Annotated in this window: 23 protein-coding genes; 13 read left to right on the plus strand and 10 right to left on the minus strand. The window is 70.3% G+C overall.

Annotation, left to right across the window (positions count from 1 at the left end):
* The 3 genes from ACIGCK_RS13605 to ACIGCK_RS13615 form a co-directional block, all read right to left on the minus strand.
* The gene (locus ACIGCK_RS13605) at positions 1-822 is read right to left on the minus strand and encodes a sugar phosphate nucleotidyltransferase (RefSeq protein ID WP_396666785.1); all 822 of its coding nucleotides are present in this window, start codon (positions 820-822) and stop codon (positions 1-3) included.
* A gap of 83 nt (positions 823-905) precedes the next feature.
* Positions 906-2,384 (minus strand): sugar transferase, encoded by a 1,479-nt coding sequence (locus ACIGCK_RS13610; protein ID WP_396666786.1) that lies wholly within the window; start codon positions 2,382-2,384, stop codon positions 906-908.
* 52 nt (positions 2,385-2,436) lie between these two features.
* The gene (locus tag ACIGCK_RS13615) at positions 2,437-4,020 is read right to left on the minus strand and encodes a polysaccharide biosynthesis tyrosine autokinase (protein ID WP_396666787.1); all 1,584 of its coding nucleotides are present in this window, start codon (positions 4,018-4,020) and stop codon (positions 2,437-2,439) included.
* A gap of 280 nt (positions 4,021-4,300) precedes the next feature.
* On the opposite strand from ACIGCK_RS13615, the gene ACIGCK_RS13620 reads away from it, so the two are divergent.
* The 3 genes from ACIGCK_RS13620 to ACIGCK_RS13630 are packed head-to-tail and all read left to right on the plus strand — an operon-like array spanning position 4,301 to position 7,624.
* Positions 4,301-5,428 (plus strand): glycosyltransferase family 4 protein, encoded by a 1,128-nt coding sequence (locus ACIGCK_RS13620; protein ID WP_396666788.1) that lies wholly within the window; start codon positions 4,301-4,303, stop codon positions 5,426-5,428.
* A complete protein-coding gene (locus tag ACIGCK_RS13625) occupies positions 5,425-6,507 on the plus strand; it encodes a hypothetical protein (RefSeq protein WP_396666789.1) in 1,083 nt (360 codons plus the stop codon). Before ACIGCK_RS13620 ends, ACIGCK_RS13625 begins: the two co-directional genes overlap by 4 nt.
* A 10-nt stretch (positions 6,508-6,517) precedes the next feature.
* A complete protein-coding gene (locus ACIGCK_RS13630; protein WP_396666790.1) occupies positions 6,518-7,624 on the plus strand; it encodes a glycosyltransferase in 1,107 nt (368 codons plus the stop codon).
* A 61-nt stretch (positions 7,625-7,685) separates the two neighbouring features.
* Here ACIGCK_RS13630 and ACIGCK_RS13635 read toward each other — a convergent pair whose 3' ends face one another.
* Entirely contained in the window at positions 7,686-9,248 is a 1,563-nt protein-coding gene (locus ACIGCK_RS13635; protein WP_396666791.1) for a DUF4038 domain-containing protein, read from the minus strand.
* Between the two features lie 171 nt (positions 9,249-9,419).
* Between ACIGCK_RS13635 and ACIGCK_RS13640 the strand changes: the two genes are divergently transcribed.
* The gene (locus ACIGCK_RS13640; protein ID WP_396666792.1) at positions 9,420-9,623 is read left to right on the plus strand and encodes a hypothetical protein; all 204 of its coding nucleotides are present in this window, start codon (positions 9,420-9,422) and stop codon (positions 9,621-9,623) included.
* Between the two features lie 15 nt (positions 9,624-9,638).
* Here ACIGCK_RS13640 and ACIGCK_RS13645 read toward each other — a convergent pair whose 3' ends face one another.
* Complete coding sequence (locus ACIGCK_RS13645; protein ID WP_396666793.1) at positions 9,639-10,865, minus strand: hypothetical protein; 1,227 nt, start codon at positions 10,863-10,865, stop codon at positions 9,639-9,641.
* Between the two features lie 277 nt (positions 10,866-11,142).
* Here ACIGCK_RS13645 and truA point away from each other — a divergent pair, with 277 nt between their 5' ends.
* From truA to ACIGCK_RS13660, 3 genes are all read left to right on the plus strand, one after another.
* Positions 11,143-11,985, plus strand: a complete 843-nt coding sequence (gene truA / locus ACIGCK_RS13650) for a tRNA pseudouridine(38-40) synthase TruA (RefSeq protein ID WP_396666794.1) — start codon at positions 11,143-11,145, stop codon at positions 11,983-11,985.
* Positions 11,986-12,056: 71 nt separating this feature from the next.
* Positions 12,057-13,034 carry an acyltransferase family protein gene (locus ACIGCK_RS13655; RefSeq protein ID WP_396666795.1) on the plus strand — a complete coding sequence of 326 codons (978 nt, stop codon included), beginning with the start codon at positions 12,057-12,059 and terminating at the stop codon, positions 13,032-13,034.
* Positions 13,035-13,518: 484 nt separating this feature from the next.
* Complete coding sequence (locus ACIGCK_RS13660; protein WP_396666796.1) at positions 13,519-14,226, plus strand: endonuclease/exonuclease/phosphatase family protein; 708 nt, start codon at positions 13,519-13,521, stop codon at positions 14,224-14,226.
* Positions 14,227-14,229: 3 nt separating this feature from the next.
* Here ACIGCK_RS13660 and ACIGCK_RS13665 read toward each other — a convergent pair whose 3' ends face one another.
* Both ACIGCK_RS13665 and ACIGCK_RS13670 read right to left on the minus strand, forming a co-directional pair.
* On the minus strand, positions 14,230-14,658 hold the full coding sequence (locus ACIGCK_RS13665; RefSeq protein ID WP_396666797.1) for a VanZ family protein: 429 nt from the start codon (positions 14,656-14,658) through the stop codon (positions 14,230-14,232).
* A gap of 127 nt (positions 14,659-14,785) precedes the next feature.
* Positions 14,786-15,328, minus strand: a complete 543-nt coding sequence (locus ACIGCK_RS13670) for a hypothetical protein (RefSeq protein WP_396666798.1) — start codon at positions 15,326-15,328, stop codon at positions 14,786-14,788.
* 631 nt (positions 15,329-15,959) lie between these two features.
* Here ACIGCK_RS13670 and ACIGCK_RS13675 point away from each other — a divergent pair.
* From ACIGCK_RS13675 to ACIGCK_RS13685, 3 genes are all read left to right on the plus strand, one after another.
* The gene (locus ACIGCK_RS13675; RefSeq protein ID WP_396666799.1) at positions 15,960-16,361 is read left to right on the plus strand and encodes an ankyrin repeat domain-containing protein; all 402 of its coding nucleotides are present in this window, start codon (positions 15,960-15,962) and stop codon (positions 16,359-16,361) included.
* Between the two features lie 223 nt (positions 16,362-16,584).
* Positions 16,585-17,139, plus strand: coding sequence for a flavin reductase family protein (locus ACIGCK_RS13680; protein ID WP_396666800.1), 555 nt, complete (start codon positions 16,585-16,587; stop codon positions 17,137-17,139).
* Positions 17,140-17,249: 110 nt separating this feature from the next.
* Positions 17,250-17,456, plus strand: coding sequence for a hypothetical protein (locus ACIGCK_RS13685; RefSeq protein WP_396666801.1), 207 nt, complete (start codon positions 17,250-17,252; stop codon positions 17,454-17,456).
* 267 nt (positions 17,457-17,723) lie between these two features.
* Here the strand turns inward: ACIGCK_RS13685 and ACIGCK_RS13690 are convergent, their stop codons facing one another.
* The 3 genes from ACIGCK_RS13690 to ACIGCK_RS13700 form a co-directional block, all read right to left on the minus strand.
* Positions 17,724-18,371: a DAK2 domain-containing protein gene (locus ACIGCK_RS13690; protein ID WP_396666802.1), complete on the minus strand. Its 648-nt coding sequence runs from the start codon at positions 18,369-18,371 to the stop codon at positions 17,724-17,726.
* Positions 18,372-18,650: 279 nt separating this feature from the next.
* Entirely contained in the window at positions 18,651-20,105 is a 1,455-nt protein-coding gene (locus ACIGCK_RS13695) for a LuxR C-terminal-related transcriptional regulator (RefSeq protein WP_396666803.1), read from the minus strand.
* A 135-nt stretch (positions 20,106-20,240) separates the two neighbouring features.
* Positions 20,241-21,434, minus strand: a complete 1,194-nt coding sequence (locus ACIGCK_RS13700) for a MalY/PatB family protein (protein ID WP_396666804.1) — start codon at positions 21,432-21,434, stop codon at positions 20,241-20,243.
* Positions 21,435-21,607: 173 nt separating this feature from the next.
* On the opposite strand from ACIGCK_RS13700, the gene ACIGCK_RS13705 reads away from it, so the two are divergent.
* From ACIGCK_RS13705 to ACIGCK_RS13715, 3 genes are read left to right on the plus strand one after another with little or no spacing between them, the layout of a single operon-like run.
* A complete protein-coding gene (locus ACIGCK_RS13705) occupies positions 21,608-22,462 on the plus strand; it encodes an ABC transporter ATP-binding protein (protein ID WP_396666805.1) in 855 nt (284 codons plus the stop codon).
* Positions 22,459-23,217 carry an ABC transporter permease gene (locus ACIGCK_RS13710; RefSeq protein ID WP_396666806.1) on the plus strand — a complete coding sequence of 253 codons (759 nt, stop codon included), beginning with the start codon at positions 22,459-22,461 and terminating at the stop codon, positions 23,215-23,217. Before ACIGCK_RS13705 ends, ACIGCK_RS13710 begins: the two co-directional genes overlap by 4 nt.
* The gene (locus tag ACIGCK_RS13715) at positions 23,214-23,969 is read left to right on the plus strand and encodes an ABC transporter permease (RefSeq protein ID WP_396666807.1); all 756 of its coding nucleotides are present in this window, start codon (positions 23,214-23,216) and stop codon (positions 23,967-23,969) included. The genes ACIGCK_RS13710 and ACIGCK_RS13715 overlap by 4 nt, the downstream gene beginning before the upstream one ends.
* Positions 23,970-23,989: the final 20 nt, after the last annotated feature.

Genomic DNA, 23,989 nt, shown 5'->3' on the forward strand with positions numbered 1-23,989 from the left:
TCAGCCCCACACCTTCCAGGCCGCGTCGCCGGAGTCCCAGAGCCCGTTGAGCTCGGTCCAGTCGCGGTACGTGTCCATGCCCATCCAGAAGCCCTCGTGCGTGAAGACGCCCAGGTTGCCGTCGGCGGCGAGCTGCTGCAGCGGCTTCTTCTCCAGGAGCAGATCCGGGTCCTCGTCGAGGTAGCGGTCGACCATCTCCCGCTTGTGCGCGAAGAAGCCGCCGGAGACCCAGCCGTCCGCCATGGTCGGCTTCTCGTTGAACTCCGTCACGCGCTCGCCCGAGACGTGCATCTCGCCGAAGCGGCTCGTCGGGTGCACGCCCGTGACCGTCGAGACGAGCCCGCTCGCGACGTGCTGGGCGTAGAGGGCGCCGATGTCGACGTTGCCGATGCCGTCGCCGTATGTCTGCAGGAAGTAGGGCTGATCGAGGTATCGGGCCACGCGCTTGATGCGCGCTCCCGTGCCGGTCTCGATGCCGGTCTCGACGAGCGTGACCTCCCAGTCCTCCGTCTGGGCCTCGCCGTACCACTGCGGCGACCCTCCGCTGGCGAGGTTGACGGTGACGTCGCGCCCCTGATCGCCGTAGGTGAGGAAGAAGTCGCGGATCTGGTCGCCCTTGTACCCGAGGGGGAGGACGAATCGGCGGAATCCGTTCGCGGCGTAGATCTTCATGATGTGCCACAGGATCGGCTTGCCGCCGATCTCGATGAGCGGCTTGGGCAGCTTCTCGCTGGCTTCGCGGATGCGTGTTCCCATGCCCCCGCACAGGATGACGACGGGGATGTCGGCCTTTTCAGGCGCGACGGTGCTGACGTCGGACATGACGACGTTTTCCTCTCTGAAGGTGGTCGGAGCCCCCAGGCGACGACCTTGTTTGTGATGTTCGGTTATCGAGGCGGTCGGTGTCAGTGGGCGGTGTCGCCCGGAGCGAACACGGCCTTGAAGGTGCGGAACAGGATGCTGACATCCCCCAGAAGGGTCCAGTTCTCGACGTAGTAGAGGTCGAGGCGCAGGGCCTCGTCCCAGGAGAGCGCCGAGCGGCCGCTGACCTGCCAGAGCCCGCTCATCCCCGGTTTGACGATGAGGCGCCGCTCGGCGGCCGAGTCGTAGAACGCCACCTCTTCCTTGCGCTGGGGGCGCGGGCCCACCAGGCTCATGTCTCCGAGGAAGACGTTGATCAGCTGCGGGAACTCATCGAGCGAGTACTTGCGGAGGATCCGTCCGATCGGCGTGATGCGGGGATCGTTCTCGAGCTTGAAGAGGGGCTGCCCCGCCTTGCCCTGCTCGGCCAGCAGGCGCTGGAGCATGTCGTCGGCGTCCGGGATCATCGAGCGGAACTTGATCATGCGGAAGGGCACGCCCTCCTGCCCGATGCGCTCCTGCCGGTAGAAGACGGGACCGCGGCTCGAGAGACGCACGAGGAGCGCGAGCACGCCGAACAACGGTGCGAGCACGAGGAGCAGCGCCCCCGAGCCGACGACGTCGAAGGATCGCTTCACGAAGCGCTGACGCCCCGAGTACCGCGGGGTCTCCACGTGGACGAGGGGGAACCCGGCGACCGGACGCAGGTGCATCCGGGGCCCCCCGACATCGGTGAGGCTCGGCACCATGATGAGGTGCTGCCGCCCCGCCTCGAGCTGCCAGCTGATCTGCTTGACGCTCTGCGCCGAGAGCGCCGCGTCGCTCGCGACCAGCACGGTGTCGGCGCCCGTGATCTCCAGCATGCGGTCGATGTCCCGCACCGGTCCGAGGAAGGGAACGTCCACGCCTGCGGAGGAGAAGTCCGACCGCGTGCCGGGTCCGCTCACCCCCACGACGCGATAGCCGGCCTCCGGCATCCGTCCCAGCTCCGCGATGATGCGCGCGCTCTCCTGGTCGTCGCCGATGACGAGGACCCGCGACATCGCGTCGCCCGCGCGCCGGGCCGCCCACAGGCGCCGGCGCCAGAGCGCCCGCGTGAGCAGCAGGAGCGCGGTGCCGGCGGGACACGCGAGAAGCAGGTACCCCCGGGATATCGGAGTGGAGGTGAGATAGGACACGACGGCGAGGATCGCGAAGAGATAGATCGCGGAGGCGATCACCTTGCGGTACTCGGCCGTGCCGATCCCGACGACCCGGTCGCTGTAGGAACCGGAGATCGCCAGCGCGACGAGCCACCCGAGGATGAGGGCGGTCGACAGCCACGTGTAGGTGACGGGCCCGATGTCATCGACGGGCCGTGACACGGGTTCTCCGGTGAGGCTGAACCACACGTACTGGGTGGCGAACATCACCCCCGCGATGACGAGAGCATCCGACACCCAGAGGGTGCGTCGATAGAGCGACAGCCAATCCAGAGCTGCCGGTGCGCGCACGATCGAGTGCGACAGCGATTCCGTGACCATGATCTTCCCCAGCGATCGATTCCCCAGCTATGCGGTCAGCGCAGCGGTCGTGTTACGGCGACGTCTCGTGCCCCCGGTGCGAACGTCTGCCGCTTCGCGCGAACGTGCTCTTCCGGCTGTCGAGATCAAGCGGCGCCCCGCCCCCCGGGGCGCGCAAGAACTGTTCGAAGTCGGACAGGTTGTCCTCGCTCTCCGCCGCGGGCTCGCGCTGAGGAGTGCTGCTCGAGTGATAGGCCTCGGCCAGGTAGGACGTCGTGCCCCGGCCGGGGAGGCGGTTCGCCACCACCCCGGAGATCCGCGCGTTGATCTTCTCGAGCGCGATGACCGCGCTTCTGACCTCGTCCCGGCGCGTGTGATCGATCGACGTGACGAGAAGCACGCCCCCGACGGTGCGGGAGAGGATCGCGGCGTCGGGCACCGGGAGCACGGGCGGCGTGTCGTAGAGCACGACGTCGTACCGCTCCTGCAGTTGCGTCATGAGCTCGCGCATCTGGTGAGACCCCAGCAGCTCGCTGGGGTTAGGCGGGATGCGCCCCGCCGCCAGGATGTGGAGGTTCGGCGACCGCCACGGCTGGACGACGTCCGCGAGCTCGGCACGGCCGATGAGGATGTCGGTCAGGCCCGCGCCGCCCTCGACCCCGAAGTAGTTGTGCACCTGCGGACGGCGCAGGTCGGCCTCGACGACGAGCACGCGCACGCCGGTCGCCGCGATCGACGCGGCGAGGTTCGTGGTGACGGTCGACTTGCCCTCTCCGCTAGAGGGCGAGGTCACGACGAAGGTCGCGGGCCCGTCGACATCGAGGAACTGGAGGTTCGTGCGGAGAATGCGGAACGACTCGGCCGTCGGGCTGCCCGGGTCGTCCTCCGCGAGGATGCTGCCGGACCTGCTCCGCGGCGCCTGCGGGATGGCTCCCACGATCGGCGCGGTCGTGACCGCTTCGACATCGTCGAGCGTGCGCAGTCGTGTGTCGATCAGGTCGCGGAGGATCGCAGCGAGCACCCCGAGCGCGAGACCGGCGGCCAGGCCGATGGCCAGGTTCAGAGCGAGGTTCGGGCTGACGGGCGTCGAGGGAGTCTCCGCGAAGCGGACCTGCGTGATCTGCACGGGAGGCACGGGCTCGGAGGGCACCGGGTTCCCGGCGGCGTCGAGGACGGGATTGCCCGCGGCATCCAGCATCACCTGCGTGCTGCTGACGGCGGTGGTCTCGATCTGCTCGACCGTGGTGGCGAGGCTCGTGATGAGCGCATTCGCGACGCTCGCGGCGATCGCGGGCGACTCGCCCGACACGGTGACCTCGAGCATCGTCGTCTGCACGGGGATCGACACCGTCACGTCGCCCGCGAACGCTCCGGGCGAGACGTCGAGGCCGAAGTCCTCGATGACCGGTTCCGTGACGATCGGCTCGGTGATCAGCTTCGCGTACGTGTTCACCCGCTGCTGCGTGAACGCGTTGCCCTGCGTGAGCTCGTTGAGCGTGCCGCCCGCGTCACTGGAGACGAACGCCGCGCTCGTCGCCGAGTAGCGAGGCGTCGTCGTTGCGGTCACAGCCCAGGCCGCGAGCGTGCCCACGATCGCGAAGACGACGATCAGCAGCCACGAACGGCGGAAGATCCGCGCATAGTCTCGAGTCCCCACTCTTCCCCCCCAGAGAATTGCGTGATGAGCGACGTGGAAGGCGATCTTTCCCCATGCCCCGTCGGTCCCCCCGACGACGTCGCTCAGTCATGTATAGCGCCATCGGTCTTCGGAAGCCACCCCGCGGACACATTCGACGGCGCGTCGTACGAGCCATTTGCGCGAAGACGTTGCGCAAGGTGGGCCCGAGATGGCTAGCATGGGGCCCACGCACACTCATGATGGGGGATGAGTCATGCGATCGTTGGGGACGATCGAGGGCGCTAGCGCTCCGGGCGGTTTGCCGCTCACGCTTTTCTGCGCCGAGTTGGCGGCCGACTACACGGCGGCCGGCGCTCACACGCGGGGGACCCTCGCTCGGCTGGCCGATCCGCACTTCCGCGTGCGCGTCGTCACGGTCTGGCGCGAGGGGCCGCGGTGGGTGCCGGGAGCATTGCGGAAGATCTTCCGGCTCGCCTCCGTGGTGGTCCGGGGGCGGATGATCCGGCCCCGAGGTGTCCTGCTCGCGCGCTGGAGCCCGTTCGTGGCGCTCGTGAGCGGCCGGTTCACGCGCCGCGGGCTGCCGCTGGTGATCTTCGTGCAGGGCAATCTCGACGACATGTACGACTCGAATCCGTGGACGCGTCGCGCGCCCTGGTTCACCCGTCTGGCGCTGTCCTCGATCCGGCAGGCGACGCGCATCGTCACGCCGAGCGAGGGGCTCGCCGAATGGGTCGCGAGCGTCCGCGACGACGGCCGGGACTGCGTCACCGTCATCCCCAACGGCGCGGACGTCGCGCAGTTCGATGCGGAGCGTGCGCGGGCAGAACGGGACGGCGGCGCCTCGACGCCGCCCCACGCGCTGTTCTTCGGGAACATGGCGTCGTGGCAGGGCATCGACACGATCCTCGATGCGCTCGCCGACCCCTCATGGCCGGGCGACCTCGACCTCCACGTCATCGGCGACGGGCAGATGGCGCCCGCCGTGCGCGCGTGCGACGACCCACGCGTGACGTACCTGGGGCGGCGTCCCAAGCACGAGGTGGCCCGTGCCGCCGCCCGTGCCGAGATGACCCTGGCGACGCGGCACGACGTAGCGGCGAGCGCCACCGGCGTGTCTCCGTTCAAGATCATCGAGTCCGCCGCGGCGGGCACCCCGAGCATCGTCACGCGGGTGCCTGGACAGACCGAGCTCGCGAGCGCGATCGGCGGGTCGCTGCTCGTGCCCGCCGGCGACCCGGCGGCGCTGGCCGCGGCCGTGGCGCAGCTCCACGGCGACGCCGGGATGCGGGACGAGCTCGCCCGGGCAGGACGGGAAGGGGTGCGCGCCTTCGACTGGGCGGCATCCGCCGACACCCTCTCCGCCCTCGTCCGGGAGGCCGCGGGCGTGGTCCCGGCCGAGGCGGCGCCTGTCGAGCGTGTCGCATGAGCCTCGTCAGGGAGCCCACCCGCGCCCCCCTGCACGATGCTCGAAGCGGCATGCCGCTGGATGCCGTGAAGTACTGGCTCGTGAGCGTCGCGCTCGTCGCGGGGGCCTTCATCGCGTGGCGGAGCCACTCGATGCTTCCCGCGAAGCTCTTCCTCGACGAATTCATCATCCGCAGATTCATCACCGGGGAGCTGCAGTCGGACGGGCCGAGCTCCTATGGAACCACCGGCTGGCTCTACCGGGTGACGGGCCTCGGGTCGATCCCCGAGGTGTTTCCGATCCTCGCCTACCTCGTCTTCGCCGCGGCGGTCGTGGTGGGCGTCGGGTGGCGCACGATTCCGCGCATGTCCTTCCCCGCGATCGGCCTCGCGGCGGGCTCGCTCCTTCTCGGCGGCGTATATCTCTCGCAGTATTCGAAGGAGTTCTTCGTCCTCCCGTTGGCGATCCTGCTCCTCGCCGCGCGGCGCTCGTGGAAGCTCGAGGTCGCCTGGATCGCGCTCGCCCTCCTGTACGCCACGTACGTACGCCAGTACTGGTACCTCGTCGTGGCGCTCTATCTCGTGTTCCGGTTCGTGCTTCCCGCCGTGAAGTCGGCGTGGATGCTCATTCCGGTGATCCTCGTCGGTTTTCTCGCCCTCGTCGTGGCATTCCAGTTCGTGATGGGCGTGCCGTTCACGTTCTTCCGCACGGACATCAACACGGTGCTCGACTACGATCGCTCGACGCAGCTGGACGACCTCGTGCCGGGCCTGGCGATCCCTACGCAGTGGGTGAACGCCGTCGCGATGATGCTGTGGATCGCGTTCCCCGTCTGGATGATCTTCTCGGGCGATGTCGTGCAGTTGCTGGCGGGCACGTTCATGGCGGTGTGCTGGGCGCTCGCGATCGGCAGGATCCGCTTCATCGTCGGCACGCGCACCGGCGCCGTGCTGCCGCTGGCATTCCTGCTCGCGTTCCTCATGGTGCAGACCGCGTTCGAACCCGACTACGGCTCGTATCTGAGGCACATCACGCCCCAGCTGCCCCTGTTCCTGGCGCTGTTCGCCGCGACGGCGAAGAGCGAGCGGATGCCGTCGTGAAGGAGACCCGGTGAAGATCGTCCACGTCACGGAGACCCTCGTGGGGGGCGTGCTCGCGGCGGTCGCTGCACTGTCGGCGAAGCAGGCTGCGCTGGGGCACGACGTCCTCGTCGTGTACCCCCGGAAGCCGTCCGTGCCACCGGAGGCGCAGCTCGACGAGCGCTTCCCCGCCGAGGTCACGCGGGTCGAGGTGCCTTATCGCGGTCGGATCCGCGCCGTCGACGGGCTGCGCCGCGCCGTCGTCGTCGCGACCCGGGACGGTGCCGATGTCGTGCACCTGCACTCGACGTTCGCGGGGTTCGCCGGGCGCCTCTCTCCCGCTATCCGGCGGCAGGCGGACGTCATCGCCTATTCGCCGCACGGCTGGGCGTTCCTTCGCGGGGATGGCTCGGCCTTCTCCAACCGCGCTGCGGCGGCGATCGAGCGGGTGCTGCGCGCCCGTTGCGACGGGTTGATCCTGGTGTCCGACTCCGAGGCGCGCGTGACGCGTGAACGGCTCGGGCGCTCAGACGGCGACGTGCATGTTCTGCAGAACGGAATCCCCGTCGCGGGCCTGCCCCGTGCGGAAGGCTCCGCGGGGCAACCCGTCGTGATCGCATCGGGACGCTTGATGGAGCAGAAGGCGCCCGACCGCTTCGCCGAGATCGCACGCAGCCTCGGCGAGCAGGCGGAGTTCGTCTGGATCGGGGATGGCACGCCCGAGGAGCGCCGCCGGTGGATCGGCGATGCCCCCGTGACCGTGACGGGGTGGCTGGCGCACAGCGACGTCGTGGCGCGGCTCGCGGCATCCGACATCTTCCTTTTCCCGTCACGCTGGGAGGGCATGCCGATCTCGCTCATGGAGGCCCAGGTGATGGGGTTGCCGGCGGTCGCGACCGACATCGTCGGCAACCGCGACGTCGTCATCCCCGGCGAGACCGGAGTGCTGTGTGACGACACCGCCGCGCTCACCGACGCCGTCGCCCGCCTCGTGAGTGATCGCGCCGAGCGTGCTCGGATGGCGGAGCGGGCGATCGAGGTGCAGCGCGAAAGACTCTCCGACGCGCGGTTGGGCGAGACGTCCATCGCGTTGTACGAGGCGATGGCGGGGCGTCGTAGCGACGCGCTCGTCTCCTAGAACCGTCGCCGGCGGCGCATCCCCCCTCCCCGCGTCGCCGGCGGCGCCCCGGCCGCCCAGGTCAGCGCCGCACGAGCAGAACCGCGTCGCTCCAGGTCGAGGGCCAACTCACGACGACGTGCTCGCCCGCGCGGTCGTCTGCGACGAAGAACTCTTCTCCCGTCGCCGGATCGAACCAGCGGATGGCGAAGGTGGCGTCGGCATCGAGAGCGGTGGTGTCGATCGTGATGGTCGAGCGCGGCTCGCCGAAGTAGGCCATGGCGCCCGCCCCGTCGGGCAGTGCGGCCACGGCCACGGCCGAAGCGGTGCCGGGCGTGCCGTGACCGTCGGGAAGCAGGCCCGACTCGGCTCCGAGCGGCTCGAGCACGCCGGGCACGAAAGCGGCGAGCAGCGTGCTGAGGACGCGGACGTCCTCGGCGGAGCCGGCCGCCAGCGCCGCCGGCCACTCCTCGGTCACCGGCCAGACGTCCTCGTGGCCGTATGCGGCGCCCGCGGCGCCGGACAGGAAGGCGTGGTAGGCCTGAGCGCGTACCTCCCGGCGGTCGAGGAGGGGTTCCCTGTCACGGCCGTCGTAGTAGGACTCCCACAGGATGACGGGGCGCACGGTGCTGCGGTCGAACTCCGCGCGGACGAACGGTGCGGGGTCGGCGCCGCTGTACGCCGCCGACAGCTGATACCACGCCTCGTCGCCGAAGTGCTCCTCGACGGTCATCTCGCGGGCCGTGTGATAGGACATCAGCTGAGGAACGGACTGTCCCTCGTAGAGCGCTCGGCCCATCTGGATGGTCGCCGCGACCACCGGACCGCGCGAGAGGCCGCCGGGGACGCCCGACGTGGCCTCGCCCTCGTCGGTGGGATCGTTGTCGCCGCCGAGCAGCCACCACACGTTGGGGCGGTCACCCAGGAGGTCCGCCAGGAAGGTGCCGTAGGCGGCGGCGTTGTCCTCGGTGACGTACCCCCGCCACGCATCGCCCCATCCGCCGTACCAGCTCGGGACAAGACAGGCCACCAGTCCCAGGCGGGCGCACTCGTCGACGCACCACTCGACGTGCGTCCAATAGTCGGCTTCGCCCCTCAGCGGCTCCGCAAGGTCGCCGCGCTCGGCGAAGGGGCGCTCGCCGTAGGCGTTCTGCGCCCGGGGGTCGAAGTCGAGCACCGACATCTGCAGGGCGGTGAATCCGCCTTCACTGCGCGCGGTGGCGAGCGTGGTGAACGACTCGCGCGTCATCCGGCTGATGGCGTTCCAGGGGGTGTCGGCGAGGTAGAGGAAGTGGCGGCCTTCGCTGTCCACGAGCGAGCGCGCGTCGGCGCCGATCGTGATCGGGAAGGCGGCGGATGCCAGCCCGGCGCGCTCCGGCGCACCGCTCACGGGGTGCGGTGCGGTCGCCGACGGAGCCGTCGAGCGGCCGAGGGCGAATCCGCCGAGCCCTCCGATGATCACGCCGCCGAGTCCGAACAGTCCGAGACGCAGCGCGTCGCGCCGGTTGATGCGACGTCCCCCGCCGCCGGCGGGCGCGACCACCGGTTCGGCCGGGCCCGCATTCTGGGTGCGGGCGGGCTCGGAATCCACCGTCTCCGAACGGACGACGACGCGTCCGCCTTCCCAGTTGCCCCCGTATGCCATCGAACGCCCCCAGACGTGTCTCGATACTCCCCGACGCGGCCCCCTCCCCAGGCGGCCAACTCTTCCCATGCTAGAGGGTTGGGCGCGGGTTCACCACCGTGAACGGGTTCGGCCGATAGGATGACGGCGCTGGTCCGCTCGGATCCGCGAGGGTCTCGAGGGCGGGTACGCGTGGAACTCCTGGTCGTTGTCGCTCTCGTGCTCGTCGTCTGGCTGGTCGTGGGCGTGGGAGTCGCGCTCGTCATCGGCCGTGTCGTCCGGCGCGGCGACGAGCATGCGCAGGTCATGGGAAGCTGGCGAGCGAGCGTCGCCGACCCCGCGCCCGCTCGCCGCGACGCTGCCGACGCCGCCGGCAACGCCGACTCGCAGCCATGAGCCGGACCGGCGCGCTCAGGTGCGTCGCCGCATGACGCGCGCGAGCACCACGATCTGCACCGCCGCCGCCGTCGCCTCGGCGAGGACCCCGCCGAGGGCCGCCCCCACGGCTCCGTAGAACACCGCGAGGACGCAGATGGCGGGCACGCCCACGGCGGCGGCGGCCGCGGCGGAGACCGTCACCGCGTGGATCTTCCGGTATCGGATGAGGCCGAGGGGACCCGTGGCGCGGGTCAGACAGACCAGGGCGAGGACGGTGCCGGACGCCGCGGCGAGCAGCGGATCGACCGCCACCGTGCCCGTGAACAGGATCGAGCTGATCCATGGGGCGAGCACCGCGAAGCCGACGCCGCACACGAGGCCCAGCGCCGAGTTCAGCTTGATCACGGTGAGCACGTGATGGCGGATCTCGGCGGGGTCGCGCGCCTGGCCGAGCCAGTTCTGCAGGGCGTTGGGAACGGCCTGCAGAATCGTCAGCGACATCCGCATGAGCCGCTCCACAGCGGCGAACGCGGCAAGCGCGGAGGGGGCGAAGATCCCCACGAGCGTGATGGGCAGCGCGGCGTACAGCGCGGCGATCGACCGCCCGCTCATCGCGGTCAGCTGACCTCGTATCGTGGCGATATCGTCGCGCAGGCGGAAACGCGTCGGCCCTTCCCGTTCGTGACGCGCCAGCAGGAGGCTCGCGATGGGGCTGAAGAGGACGGCGATGAGGAACGCCGCGGGGATCGTCTGCAGCGGCGCCCCGTTCACGACCGCGATCGATCCTGCGACGACGAGGAGCGCACGCGGAAGCGCGTCGGAGGTGAGGATGCGCAGCGGGCGCCCGACGCCGGTGAAGTACCAGTTGCCCGACAGGCCCGTCGCGGCGCTCGCCGCCGCCATGAGGGCCGCCGTGATCGTGTAGGACGCGCCGGTGATCCGGGTGAGCGCGATCGCCACGAGCACGGCCAGCGGAGCGAGCACCAGCAGGGCCAGCAGTCGAGTGCGCACCGACGAGACCAGGGTCGCCCAGCGCCGTCCCGGCGGCTCCGCGGCGACCCGCTGGGGTCCGGTCAGCGGCCAGCCCAGCTCGATGATGACGCAGGCCGCGGATCCGATCGATAGGCCGAGCGCGTAGGCCTCCCACCCGCGCGCGCCCGCAGTGCTCGTGATCGCCGGGATGGCGATGAGGGGCGTGACGGCGCTGAGCGCCGGCACCATCAGGAACGTCGCGAGGTACAGCAGACGGCGGAACCTCATCGGTCCCCACCCGCGCTCGCGCAAGCATGCCCCACCATGCGTCCCCCCAGCCCCTGCCGTGTCACGCGCCCGCGCACGGCATCTCTCACCCTGCCTCACGTGCGGACAGGACACAAGTCAGGGGCCGACGATCCGCAGCGCCCTCCCCACCGCATCGATCGCCGGAATGAGGACGCGGCCGCACGCGTGATGGGCCTCGTCGTCCTTGCCGACACCGGGGGATACCCGCCGGGCGGAAGCATGCGGCGGGTCGGGCAAGCGCAAGTAGGCTGGCGGCGTGCGGATCCGCCTCGACATCGCCTACGACGGCACGCACTTCGCCGGGTGGGCGCGCCAGCCCGGCCTGCGGACGGTGCAGGGAGCGCTCGAGACCGCGCTGCAGCGGGTGCTGCGCAGCCCGGCCGCGCCGCGCCTGGTCGTTGCCGGACGCACGGATGCCGGCGTGCATGCCACAGGGCAGGTCGCGCACGTCGATGTCGCCCCCGATGACATCGAGCGACTCCACCGCCCTCGTGACACGCGTCCCCCGCTCGATCAGCTCGCGCATCGCCTCCGGGGGGTGCTCGGGGCGTACTCCGACGTGACGGTGCGTGCCGCGACCGCGGCCCCCGAGGGGTTCGACGCCCGCTTCTCGCCCGTCTGGAGGCGCTACGTCTACCGCATCGCCGATGCGGCCTCCGGCTACGATCCGCTCCGCCGTCATGACACCACCTCGGTGCGGGCGTCGCTCGACGCGGCTGCGATGGATGCCGCGGCATCCAGCCTTCGAGGGCTTCATGACTTCGCGGCCTACTGCCGCCCCCGAGAGGGGGCCACGACGATCCGGACACTGCTGGACTACACCTGGCGGAGACTGCCCGACGGCGTGCTCGAGGCCGAGGTGCGGGCCGACGCCTTCTGCCACAGCATGGTGCGCGCCCTCGTCGGCGTGTGCGCGGCGATCGGAGAGGGGCGCCTGGACGTCGAGGATGCCGCGCGCCTCCGCGACGAGGGGACTCGATCGAGCGCCTTTCCGGTGCTCGCCGCCCGGGGACTCACCCTGGCCGAGGTGGGCTACCCCGCATCGGATCTCCTCGCGGAACGCGCGACCCAGACGCGCGCACGGCGCGAACTGGGGTGAATCCCTGTCACCCTCACCTCACGGGAGGGTCAAACCTTCCGTAACGCGAGGGTTGTCCGTAGGGTGGGGGCATGGGGGAGCTGGGGGAGCGTTTGCGGTGGATGGATCAGGCCCGGGGGGTCGCCATCCTCCTCGTCGTGATGCACCATTCCATGACGTGGGTGGCGGACTTCGGGCTCACGGTGCCACCTGCGCTGAGCGCATTCGACGACATCGTCTCGCCGTTCCGGATGCCGCTACTGATGTTCCTCTCCGGCATCCTGGTCCCGCGAGCGCTGTCCAAGCCGACCCGCGCCTACGCCATGGGGAAGCTTCGTGCGATCGGCTGGCCCTACCTGCTGTGGTCGGTCATCTTCCTCGTCGTCACGGGGACATTCACGCTCTCGCTCGTGCCCAACATTCTCCTCTTCCCGCCCACCTACCTCTGGTATCTGTGGTTCCTGCTGGCGTACTACGCGCTCGCGTGGTTGCTGGCACGCGCGGGAGTCCCGCCCCTGTGGCCGGCTCTTGTGGCCATGCTCGCCTCGGGCTTCGCGCCCGAGGACTACCGGATGTCGCGCTTCTTGTTCCTCCTCGCCTTCTTCCTGCTCGGGTGGGCGTGGTCGAGGAGGGGACCGGTGCGATGGTCGGCGCCGATCCGCAGGCTCGCCATCGGTGCCGGTCTGGCGGCCGCTGTCGCCGTATCGGCGATGAGCGTCGCCGGCGTTCAGGTGCGCTACGAACCGGCCTACGCGTGGGGGGTGGTGGGCCTCATCGTCGCTGTGGCGACGGTACTGCCGGGGAAGGCGCTCGGCCGAGCGCCGATGCCGGTCGAGTACGTGGGGCGGAATTCGATCGTGTTCTACGTGACCCACTACACGCTCATCTGGATGCTCGACTCGCTCCTCATCGCGGCGGCGGGGTGGAGGGCGGCGTGGGCGGTCTGGATGATCGGAGTCGGCGCCGCGATGGTGGTCGGGACGCTCTTCGCCATGCTGCGCACGCGGGCGCCTCTGGTCGGGTGGCTGTTCGAATGGCCGGCGTCGACGCGCGCGAGCGCCCTGCGCTGACGAAGGTGGCCCCCTCGGGGTGCACTCTTGGGGAACGGGCATCTCGAGGGGGCCACTGCGGGAGAGTCGGTTGCGGGCGACGCGTTGGGGACCGTGTCGCGCACGCTGCTGGGGACAGCGCCAACCGGAGAATTCTCTCCCCGTCAGCATTTTAGGGAGAAACGGCGCTATATGTCGAGTAGGCGGGCAGCGACACGCGGTTCCGGGCGAACATGCGGAATGAAGAACGCCCCCTACGGTGCGTCGGGGGGAATACGCGGGTGTCCGTAGAGGGCAATCGAAAGTGCGTTCGGCGGCACAGGGGGGATAGTGGTCGCCGAGGATAACTCTCTCGATAGTGATGCTACGCCGCTCGAGCCTCGTCCGGCAGACAGGCTTCTTGCCGCACCCCAGGAAGCCGCGGCCTGGGAGGCGGCGGTGAAAGGGCGACCGGACGCGGCCGAGACACCTCGCCGTAACGACGTGGGCGTACGCTCGATATGCCATGAGAGTCATCTCGTACAACCTTCGCAAGCACCGGGCCGCCCGCGAGCTGGCGTCGCTCGCCGACCGGCACGATCCGGACGTGCTGTGTCTGCAGGAGTGCGACTCGACAGGCATCCCGCACGAGATCCACGGGCTCCGTCTCGCGGAGGCCACGGCGCGCAACCGGCTGGGGCTCGCCGTGTACTACCGCGCGAACGGGTTCCGGGCGCTGGATGTGCGCGCGCTGGCGGTGAAGAAGTCCCTGCACGATCGCGTGCTCAAGCCGGCCGAGGAACGCGTGCTGGGAGTGCGCCTGCTGGATATCGACGCGGGCCGCGAGATCATCGTCGCCTCCTTCCACGCGGCGCCTCTCACGGCACTCAACTCGCTTCGCCGGCACCAGATCCGTACGGCGCTCGTCGAGCTCGAGAAGATGGGCCCCGGGCTACCGGCCCTCATGGTCGGCGACTACAACTACCCGGTCTTCAAGGAGAACCTCGGGCAGAAGGTGAGGGAGCAGGGGTACGAACTGAACCTCAGCGACGCCCGCACCTACACCCGTTACCGGTTCTTCCGCGGTCACTACGACTTCGCGACCTCGGTCGGGTTCGACATCGAGGGCGTCCGCACGCTCCCACAGGGGCTGTCCGATCACAAGCCGATCCTCGTCACGGCCAGCCCGGGAGCGGTGCCCCTGACCTCGACGGTCGCGGCATCCGGCGTCTGAGGATCATCGGCGACGGGGAAGGGCGATCAGGGCGATCACGAGCCCCAGCACGCCCCCGGCGGCATTCGCCGCGACATCCAGCAGCGTCGACGTGCGGCCGGGCCCAAGCGCCTGCCACCCCTCGATGAGGGCCGACACCGCGAGGGCGGCGAGCGGGATCGTCCATCGCCAGCGGGGTGCCACCAGCACCGCGAGCAGGAAGCCTAACGGCACGAACAGGAGAATGTTCGCGGCGAACTCGAGACGGTTGTATGTCAGGAGGGGCACGCGTTCGAGGAGCCATGCGATGTGCGGGGAGAACGGTGCGTCGATGTGGGTCGGCCACAGGGCGATGAGACCGAGGGTCGCGACATAGACGACGAGCGTGCCCACCGCGAGTCCGCGGGAGACCTGTGACGCAGGACGTCGCGGCTGCTCGTACGGTGTGTGCATTCGCCCTCCGCGGGTCGTGGGAGGCGTCGTCGCCGGGTTGCCGGAATCCTATCCCGGTGGCGGTGCCCGCCGCGCACGACGAAGGCCCCCCACGCCGTAGCGGTGCGGGGCCTTCGTGGAGCCGGTGTCAGGCCGCGTGCTGGCGCTGACGGCGGACGGTCGTGGCGACGACGATCGCGCCACCGGCGAGCAGCAGGGCACCGCCGCCGACCCAGAGGCCGAGCATGAGCGCGCTGTCGGTGCCGGTGTCGGGCAGGGCGTCGCCGCCCGAGCCGCCGGCCGCGGCCGCGGCGGTGATCGTGATGTTCGGCGTGGAGACGTTGCCGTCGGTCGCCGTGAGCGTGTAGGTGCCCGTCGCCTGCGGGTGCAGGGTCACCTGCACCGACGCGGACCCGTCCGCGTTGGCGGGCTTCGTGTAGCTCTTCGTCTCGATCGCGGTCTTGACGATCGACGCGAGGGTAACCCCGCTCGCGCCTTCACCCGTGATCGTGAAGGTGACGGTGGCGCCCGCGTCGAAGACGCCGGCGGCGAAGCTGAAGGTGCCGGTACCGCCGGGTGCGACGGTCGACGGGCCGCTGATGCTGCCGCTCGGGACGTAGGCGCTGGCAGCAGCAGGAGCGCCCAGCGCGAGGGCACCGGCCAGGGCGAATGCGGCGGCTGCCTTCTTCATCGTGAGCTTCATGTTGTGAATTCCCTTGGTCTGCGTATGTGGTCAGCGTGATGTATGCACTGAGACCACGAAGCCCCCACTTCGACGGTCTCGGGGAAACATGAAGCCCAGCCGGCCAAGACCCCCAGCGGGTCAGCCCCCTCCGCGTTCCAGTATTCAGGAAGATCGCAGGATATGCCAACCCCGGATGTTTCATTTGCGTGAAGAGACGCTGAACGCGTGCGTACTGCGGAATGACCGCCGGGAGGGCGAGTTCAGCTTCGCAGATCCTGCTCCGCGTGCTCGGGCGAACAGTAGACCGCCCTGGCGGACAGGCGGTAGGCCGCCCCCGGGCTGAGCGTGCTGCCGCATTCGGCGCAGCGTTCCTGCCCCGTCCCCCACAGCATCCGCGGCACGAACGGCCGTCGCGAGGGCTCGAACGGCGGCGCCGAGCGTCGTGTCGCCTCTGGCGCGCTGCCCCGCGCGCGCTCCGCATGCACCGTGAATCCGACCATGGTGTTCCCCAACCCCAGATTTCATCCACATCATCGTGGATGCCGGGGACGATACTCCGCGGGCCCTATGCGCACAACGCGGTCGGCGATCGGGGCGCTGGGATGCGCCGCACGCGGCGGGGCGCCAGAATGGCACGATGAGCGACGGCAACCCCGGGGCGCACCTGAGCGCTGAGGTCATCGACGGCACGTTCGCACTCGCGCGCGAAGGACGTACCGGCCCGCTGGCCGAGATGATCGACACCGGTGTGCCTGTGAACACGCGCAACGCGCGGGGGGACACGCTGCTCATCGTCGCCACGTACGCCGAGCACAGCGAGACGGTCGCCGATCTCCTCCGGCGCGGAGCGGATGTGAACGCGGTCAACCAGGCGGGTCAGACGGCGATCGCGTGCGCCGTGTTCCGCCGCGATGTCGATACGCTGCGCGCCCTGCTCGGAGCTGGAGGCGATCCGGATCTCAGCGTGCCGACGGCCGCGCAGATCGCCGACCAGTTCGGGTTGCCTGAGATGAAGACGGTGCTCGACGAGGCGCGGTGACCGCGCAACACTCCCGTTACCTCGGGGTCACGGTGGCGTAATCGCTCGCGGACATACTGGCGGGGCAGCGTGAGCCGCTGCGGACCCATCCGAGACACAAGACCTCGGGGGCATCTTTCCCACCGGTGCGTACCGGCAGATGCGGCTCGGCTGTCCTCCGTCGGTGCGATCCCCACCGGATCGCCTGGTCGCCCCGTGCGCCATCCGTCGAAGGAGTCTGCCCATGAGCTTCGTTTCCGATCTCGTCGAGCACCCCGCGCAGACCGCGCCGCCGTCTCGATCCCTGACAGCCGTAAGCGACGAGCCCGCGCATGTGCGGGGGGCGTTCGGACGGTTCCCCTCCGGCGTCGCGGCGATCTGCGCCGTGGTCGACGGGTCCCCGGTCGGCATGGTCGCGTCGTCCTTCTCGGTGGGCGTGTCCTACAGCCCCGCGATGGTCATGTTCTCGGTGCAGAACGCCTCCACCACCTGGCCCGTGCTCGAGGGCGCGGGCCGGCTGGGGGTGTCGATCCTCGGCGGCGATCACGCCGACGCCTGCCTCCAGCTCGCCTCCCGCAGCCGCGACCGGTTCGCCGGGCTGTCCACGACGGCGACGGATGCCGGGGCTCTCTTCGTCGACGGCTCCACGATGTGGCTCGACTGCGAGGTGCTCTCGACCACCCCGGCGGGCGACCACCGCATCGTCGTGATGCAGGTGCATGGCCTGAGCGTGGATCACGACGCCCATCCCCTCGTCTATCAGCAGCAGCGCTTCCACCGGCTGAGCGGCCTGGGGTGAGCCGCACCCGCTGCGCGGTGTAGCGCATCCGGGTGGCATCCGCCAGCCCCGGCGGCGCCGGGCGCCCGCCACCTAGCGTGGTCGGACCGCCTCAGGAAGGACACTCCGTCATGAAGAAGGCATTCATCCTCGCCGCGCTCACGGTCATCGTGATCGCCGCGTTCCTCGCCGGTTCCCGTCAGGGACGGGCGCAGTACGACGCCGTCCGCGACGCCGCCGGGTCGGTGTGGAACGACCGCACGGTGAAGAAGATCCGCAAGCGTGCGAGCAAGAAGTTCCGGCGCGCCGTCAAGCGGGCGCAGAAGCAGCTCGGCTGATCCGTTCACGGCGGGTGGTGCGATCGCGGCGTCATATCCGCTTGAATTGGACTGACATCACGAAAGGCCGAGGCTCTTGGGGGAGCAGGCTTCGACTCGTGCCGGTCACGTGCGGGGGCTGTCGATTCGGGTGGTATCGGGCCGGCAGCCCCCACCCCCGCGGGATCAGATGATATGAGCCGTCGCGCCCGCGAGACGGCTTCGGACGAGGCGCCGACGAAAGGTCCTGACGTTTCGGCGTCGTGAGTTCTCGCGCCTGTGGTCGGGTCAGACCGGAGCGCCCTGCCTCCGGCCGAGCGCGTGCGCCCCCGCTGCGAAGAACAGCGCCACCGTCACGGCGCCCGGGTCGGAGGCCCCGCCGCCATCCGGCACTCCCCTGCGGGCCGATGCGCCGTAGACGTTGGGCATCGCTCCGGTGGCCCGTGCGCCGGACTCGGCCGCGGCGGCCGCCTGATCGAGCGCGGTGGCGCCGTCGGCGCCCGCGCAGACGGCCGACGCGAGCGCCCAGTCGGCCGGGAGGAGCGCGTCCAGGAGCGTCTTCTGGCCGAGCGTAGCGCCCGTGCGCCGGGCGACCGTCGCACTCGCCGTCCGCACCGCGGCCGCCAGCTGGGAGAGAGTGAGGTCGTCGTCTCCGCGGCAGCCCCGCGAGATCGCGTGGAAGACCATTCCCAGAAGCGCGCCGCCCATGCTGCCCACCTCGAGGAAGCCGCGGCCGAGGGCGAGGAACGGTGCGCGCGCTCCGTCTGCGGGTAGGAGCGCCAGGTATTCGCGCGTGAAGACGAGCCCCTGTCGGACGTTCTCTGCGAAATCGCCGTCGTCGTTGCGCGCGTCGAGCTCTCCGAGGAGGTCTGCCTGTGACAGCACAGCGTCCTCGAAGAGCTCCAGCCAGCTGAGCGAATGACCTCGGGTGATCACCGGTACTCCTCGACCCCAGTGGGGAAGCGGTTCGGGTCCGTGGCTGCTCGAGGTGGCCCCCTCGAGACGCGCTCTTGGGGAACGAGCGTCTCGAGGGGGCCCGAGCGCGAGGACCCGCCGTGCACCGGGCATTGGGGACTGCGTCGGCACCCGTCGCTGGGGACGACGGTGGCGGGCGATAGACCTCGCACCCCCCCACGGTAGACGGAGCGGCCGGCGCAGCCGACGAAAAACCGCCGCCTCACCCGACCTTCACCCCGGTGAGCGGGCCCGATCCGCTCAGAGGTCGCCGCGGCGGTGTGCATGGGCAAGGGCCTCGGCCGCGGAGGACGCGCCGAGCTTGCGGTAGAGCAGGCGGAGCCTGGTCTTGACGGTGTTCACCGAGACGAAGAGAGCCGCAGCGATCTCGGCGCGGGTGGCCCCGGTCTCGAGCAGCGTGAGAAGCGCACGCTCCCCGGGAGTGACGGCGCCCGGGTTCGATTCGCCCGGCGACTCGACTGTGGGCGACGACGCCCGGTCATCCAGCGCCGCCGCGACGTCGGCGGGCAGGAGGCCGCACTCGCTGGGGCTGAGGGGCATGGACTGCGAACAGAGCGCCCCGAGATGGTGGTCGGCCGCGTCCGAGTCCTTCGTGCGGAGCGCGCACGCCGCGAGGATGCCGAGGGCGGTGAGGCGCATACGCCGCATCCCGGTCGCGCGTCGGAGGAGTTCCTCGGCGGAGTCTCGTGCGCGGCCGAGCTCGCCGGTATCGAGGAGCAGCAGGGTCCGCGCCGACCGGGTTTCCCAGCAGCGCGGATCCGCGCGGCCGAGAGCCCGCGCGGCGCCGAGCAGGTCTCCTCGCGCGCGGGCGATGCCGGCTCTCAGGAGCGGCACCACCGACCCCGGGAGCCCGTCGCTGGTGTCCACTCCGGGCCAGCCGGCCCGTTCGATGCTCTCGAGCGTCGCCTCGACATCCACGAAGTGTCCCTGCTCCAGATGCGGCTGCGTGTAGACGACGGCGGCGAAGGGCCAGAGCTCCCGGAGATCCGACAGGGGCATCGACGGGGAGGTGCGGCGGTCGATGTCGCCGGCCTCGAGCGCGGAGAGGCACAGGGACTTCGCCGCGGCGATCTCCGCCTCGACCCAGGACCCGGTGACGGGGACCTGATCGAGCGACTTCAGTTCGCCGAGCGCCACCGCGCGGTTGCCGACCACGGCGTGCAGCAGGGCGGAGAGGGCGTGGGCGTGCCGGTGGATGATGCGCAGCTCCGGCGCGACGTGCCACATGCGTGCGCGAGTGAGATGGGCCTGTGCATCGACGAGGTCGCCGGCGAACATAGCCGTGCTGCCGCGGAGCAGGGCGAGGAAGGGATGCCACCCGTCCGAGTCGTCGACGGTGGCGGAGGCGCGCTGCACCGCGACGTGTTCGCGGAGGATCTCGAGCGCTTTCCCGGGCCTGCCGCGGGCGCGCTCGCGTACGGCGCAGGCGATCTTCTCGTCCCTCGGGAGGATGCCGTCGGTGTCACCGGGATCGGGGACCCCGGTGAGGGCCAGGAGGACGTGGCGTGTCGACCGGCCCAGAGCGTCGGTGGGGACGCTGCGTGCGAGCGAGGCCCTCAGGCGGTGGGGATCGGTGCCGTAGTAGAGGGCGAGGGCCGCCCCGGGCCGGGGAGAGGACGGTGCGAGCGCGGGAACGGCTCCTCCCGCGGCGTCGTCATCGTGGGGGATGGGGGGCGACTTCGACGGCGTGGTCATCGGCCTCCTGAAAGATGAGCCCGTTCTCATCCGATAGGGCTTCATGCGCTCGGGTGCGCAGCGCAAGTCTCTCCCAATCCGCGGATTTCGGTCAATCCGCGGCCGCATGACCTCTACGTGGAAATGAGATGCTTCTCATCCCTCGGCCGCGGGGATCGGCCTCGACGACAGGGCTTCGAGGGCGGCGCCGATGCGGGCGACGGCCTCGCGCAGGAGCGGGCGCGGCATCGCGAACACGAAGCGGCAGTGACCGACTGCCGCTTCGCCGCAGGCGGCCCCGTCGGTCATCGCCACCCTCGCGTGCTCCCGGAACCACGCGCCGAGATCTCCCTCGAGCCGATAGGCGCGGAAGTCGATGAGGGCGATGTACGTGCCCTCGGGAACCGTCACGCGGGCGAGGGGCGCCGCCGCGGCGAGGTCGGCCACGAGTGTCCGGCGGTTCTCGTCCAGATAGGCGGTGACCTCCTCCAGCCATCCCCGGCCGTGCTCGTAGGCGGCGATGTTCGCGATCACCCCGAGGGTCGAGGTGCCGACGCCGGCCCGCATCCCGAGCTTCTCCCACGCCGCGGCATCCTCGTCGTTGGAGAGGATGAGCTGTGCGCACTTGAGTCCGGCGAGGTTCCAGGCCTTGGATGCCGATGCCGCCGTGATCGTGTGGCCCGCCGCCGCCGGCGACACCGAGGCGTAGGGGATGTGGCGCGCCGGAGCGTAGACGAGCGGTGCGTGGATCTCGTCGGAGAACACCCGTCCGCCCTTCACCTCCACCAGCGCCGCGACGGCCTCGAGCTCGGCGCGGGTGAACACCGTGCCGAGGGGGTTGTGCGGGTTGCACAGGACGAGCATGCCGGCGCCGTCGTCGAACGCGCGGCCGATCGCGTCGAGATCCATCCCCATGCGGCCGTCGACCAGTACGCCGGGGATCTGGATGACCTCACGGCCCCGCAGCTGGGGCACGAAGAGGAAGGGCATGTAGGCGGGCGTCGGAACGATGACGGGCGACCCCGCCGGAGTGAACTTCTCGATGGCCAGCTCGAACGCGGCGATGACGTCAGGGACGTGGTGGACGCGCTCCGGCGGTACATCCCATCCGTACGACGTCGAGTACCACCGGGATGCCGCGGTCGCCAGCTGCGCTCCCCGCTTCGGCGTGAGGTAGCCGGTCTCGCCGCGGTCGACGGCCTCCTTAAGGGCGTCGGCGACGGCGGGTGCGACGCCGAAGTCCATCTCCGCGACGAACGCGCCGATGGTGTCGGGGAACATCGTCCACTTCAGGCTCCCCGCCTCGCGCAGGTCGGCCTCGGTGATCCGGGAGAAGTCAGCTCTTGCCATTGCTCCATCCTGCCGCGCCGTGCGGGGGGCTCAGAACGTAACAAGGTGCGCACGATCGCGTCACGCGACCGAAACAGGAGATTCCTACGGTTGAACTAACCAATTCACTCGGGCGGAGCAGCAAGCGCTTCGGGTGCCTCGATCAGGAACGCCCGACCGAACGGAGCCCTCCGATGGCGTCTGCTGCAACTCTCACCGCACCCACCGCTCTGCCGGCGCGAAGCGGGATCCCGGCCCCGGACGATGCGGAGCCCCGTCCGGCCGTCGCCATCCGAGGAGCCGACAAGTCCTTCGCGCTCGGGCGCGGCAAGACCCTGCAGGCGCTCGCGAACGTCGACATCGAGATCGCAGAGGGCGAGTTCGTCGCGATCATCGGGCCGTCCGGGTGCGGGAAGTCCACCGTCCTCCGGCTCGCCGCGGGGCTGGATGAGGCGACCAGCGGGAGCGTCGACGTCTTCGGTGCCGACCCGCGTCAGCTCGCCCGCCAGCACCGTCTGGGCGTGGCTTTCCAGGAGCACGCGCTGCTCCCGTGGGCGTCGGTCCGGCAGAACATCGCGCTGCCGTTCAAGGTCGCCGGCCGCCGGGTCGACGACGAGCGAGTGGACGGGCTGATCGAGCTCGTCGGCCTCTCCGGGTTCGAGAAGGCACGGCCCAAGCAGCTCTCGGGGGGCATGCGGCAGCGCGTGTCCATCGCCCGCGCCCTCGCACTCAGCCCCGATCTGCTGCTGCTGGATGAGCCCTTCGGCGCGCTCGATGCGGTGACGAGGCGTCGCATGAACGCCGAGCTGGCCCGCATCTGGGGCGAGGAGAAGATCACCACGATCCTCGTGACGCACGATGTCGACGAGGCGCTCATCCTCGCCGATCGGATCATCGTCATGACGGGCCGTCCCGGCCACGTGCGGGAGGTCAAGAAGGTGGACTTCCCGCGTCCGCGCGATGCCGAGACGACCCGCTCGCCCGAGTTCCACGCGCTCGTGGACGAGCTCACCTCTCTGCTGGATCACGCCGAGGGCGCCGCGGCGTGAGGCCGACCGCCCGCGCCTCGATGAAGGTCGTGTACGGGGTGGTCGGCAGCGTGCTGCTGATCCTCGCCGCCGAGCTGATCGGGCAGTTCGAGCTCGCAGGCAGGGCATGGCCGCCTCTGACCGACGTCGCGCAGTACGTCGCGACTCCGGCCGGGGCCAGCCTCGTCTGGCGCAACAGCCTCGTCACGCTGGCCGCCGCGGCGGAGGGGTTCGCCCTCGGAGTCGTGGTCGCGGTGCTCGGGGCGGCTCTGGCCCTCGTGATCCCCCTGCTGCGGCCGGGCTTCGATCGGTTCGCGGCGATCCTCCACGCCGTTCCGACGATCGCTCTCGCGCCCCTCCTCATCACGACCGTGGGACGTGAGGACACCCCGATGGTCATCGCCGCGCTCAGCGTCGGCTTCGTCATGTTCGTCACGATGACGTCGGGCTTCGCGCACACCAGCACGGCGCACGAGGACGTCTTCACCGTCCTCGGTTCGGGGCGGATGCGGCGCCTGACACGGCTCCAGCTCCCTCGCGCGGTGCCGGCCTTCTTCGACGGGTTGACGCTCAGCGCTCCCGCGGCCGTGCTCGGGGCGACGATCGGCGAATGGTTCGGGGCTCCGATGGGGCTGGGGCTGGTCCTGGTCAGCGCCATGCAGAACTACCAGATGGCCCTGCTGTGGGCGGCCGCTCTCGCCGCGACGATCATGTCGCTCGCGGCGTACCTCGTCTTCGTCCAGCTCCAACGACTCGCCCTCCGGAGGTTCGCATGAGCAGGCTCCGCACCCTCGCCATGGGCCTCGTGCACCTCTGGCCGATCGCCCTCATCATCGTGGCCTGGGACCTGTGGATCGTGCTCAACGGGTACACCTCGACGGTGGCGCCCCGGCCGTGGTTCGTCATCGCCGATGTCGCTGCCGGGTTCGGCGACTACGTGCCCTCCGTGCTGTACACGCTCGGCGTGTCGCTCGGGGGTCTCGTCGGCGGCACGGCGATCGGCTTCGTCGCCGGCATCGCGGTCTGGTGGTCGGCGGCGCTGTCGGGCGTCGTGACGCCCGCTGCCCTCGTCATCCGTTCGGTCCCGATCACGGCGATGATCCCGATCATCGCGCGGATCGTGGGGTACGGAGATGCCGCGGTGATCACCTCCACCGCCCTCATCTGCTTCTTCCCCGCCTTCGTCTTCACGCTCTCCGGCCTGGCCTCGATCCCCGACAGCGGTCGCGACCTCTTCCGGGTCATGGGAGCCGGCAAGGCGCAGGTGCTCACGCGCCTGGGCGTCCTGCACGCTCTGCCCAACCTCATGATCTCGGTGCGCATCACCGCTCCCAGCGCGGTGCTCGCGGCCATGCTCGCGGAGTTCCTCATGGGCACCAATGGTCTCGGTGCGCTCTTCTCGGAATCCCGCAGCTACATGGACATGGAACGCGCGTGGGGCACCGCCCTCGTCGCGACCGTGGCCTCCGTCCTCGTCTTCGTCGGAGCGCGCGCACTGGAGCGCCGTGTCGACGCTCGCGTCACCTGATCCGCCGCTCCATCTCGCCC

The organism is Microbacterium sp. NPDC078428 (genome assembly GCF_044542535.1).
Classification (GTDB): Bacteria; Actinomycetota; Actinomycetes; order Actinomycetales; family Microbacteriaceae; genus Microbacterium; species Microbacterium limosum.

Excerpts from the sequence above, each read along its gene's own strand:
- ACIGCK_RS13605 (WP_396666785.1), bottom strand. The coding sequence starts at position 822 with ATGTCCGACGTCAGCACCGTCGCGCCTGAAAAGGCCGACATCCCCGTC.
- ACIGCK_RS13610 (WP_396666786.1), bottom strand. The coding sequence starts at position 2,384 with ATGGTCACGGAATCGCTGTCGCACTCGATCGTGCGCGCACCGGCAGCT.
- ACIGCK_RS13625 (WP_396666789.1), top strand. The coding sequence starts at position 5,425 with ATGAGCCTCGTCAGGGAGCCCACCCGCGCCCCCCTGCACGATGCTCGA.
- ACIGCK_RS13635 (WP_396666791.1), bottom strand. The coding sequence starts at position 9,248 with ATGGCATACGGGGGCAACTGGGAAGGCGGACGCGTCGTCGTCCGTTCG.
- ACIGCK_RS13645 (WP_396666793.1), bottom strand. The coding sequence starts at position 10,865 with ATGAGGTTCCGCCGTCTGCTGTACCTCGCGACGTTCCTGATGGTGCCG.
- ACIGCK_RS13655 (WP_396666795.1), top strand. The coding sequence starts at position 12,057 with ATGGGGGAGCTGGGGGAGCGTTTGCGGTGGATGGATCAGGCCCGGGGG.
- ACIGCK_RS13660 (WP_396666796.1), top strand. The coding sequence starts at position 13,519 with ATGAGAGTCATCTCGTACAACCTTCGCAAGCACCGGGCCGCCCGCGAG.
- ACIGCK_RS13665 (WP_396666797.1), bottom strand. The coding sequence starts at position 14,658 with ATGCACACACCGTACGAGCAGCCGCGACGTCCTGCGTCACAGGTCTCC.
- ACIGCK_RS13670 (WP_396666798.1), bottom strand. The coding sequence starts at position 15,328 with ATGAAGAAGGCAGCCGCCGCATTCGCCCTGGCCGGTGCCCTCGCGCTG.
- ACIGCK_RS13675 (WP_396666799.1), top strand. The coding sequence starts at position 15,960 with ATGAGCGACGGCAACCCCGGGGCGCACCTGAGCGCTGAGGTCATCGAC.
- ACIGCK_RS13680 (WP_396666800.1), top strand. The coding sequence starts at position 16,585 with ATGAGCTTCGTTTCCGATCTCGTCGAGCACCCCGCGCAGACCGCGCCG.
- ACIGCK_RS13685 (WP_396666801.1), top strand. The coding sequence starts at position 17,250 with ATGAAGAAGGCATTCATCCTCGCCGCGCTCACGGTCATCGTGATCGCC.
- ACIGCK_RS13695 (WP_396666803.1), bottom strand. The coding sequence starts at position 20,105 with ATGACCACGCCGTCGAAGTCGCCCCCCATCCCCCACGATGACGACGCC.
- ACIGCK_RS13700 (WP_396666804.1), bottom strand. The coding sequence starts at position 21,434 with ATGGCAAGAGCTGACTTCTCCCGGATCACCGAGGCCGACCTGCGCGAG.
- ACIGCK_RS13705 (WP_396666805.1), top strand. The coding sequence starts at position 21,608 with ATGGCGTCTGCTGCAACTCTCACCGCACCCACCGCTCTGCCGGCGCGA.
- ACIGCK_RS13715 (WP_396666807.1), top strand. The coding sequence starts at position 23,214 with ATGAGCAGGCTCCGCACCCTCGCCATGGGCCTCGTGCACCTCTGGCCG.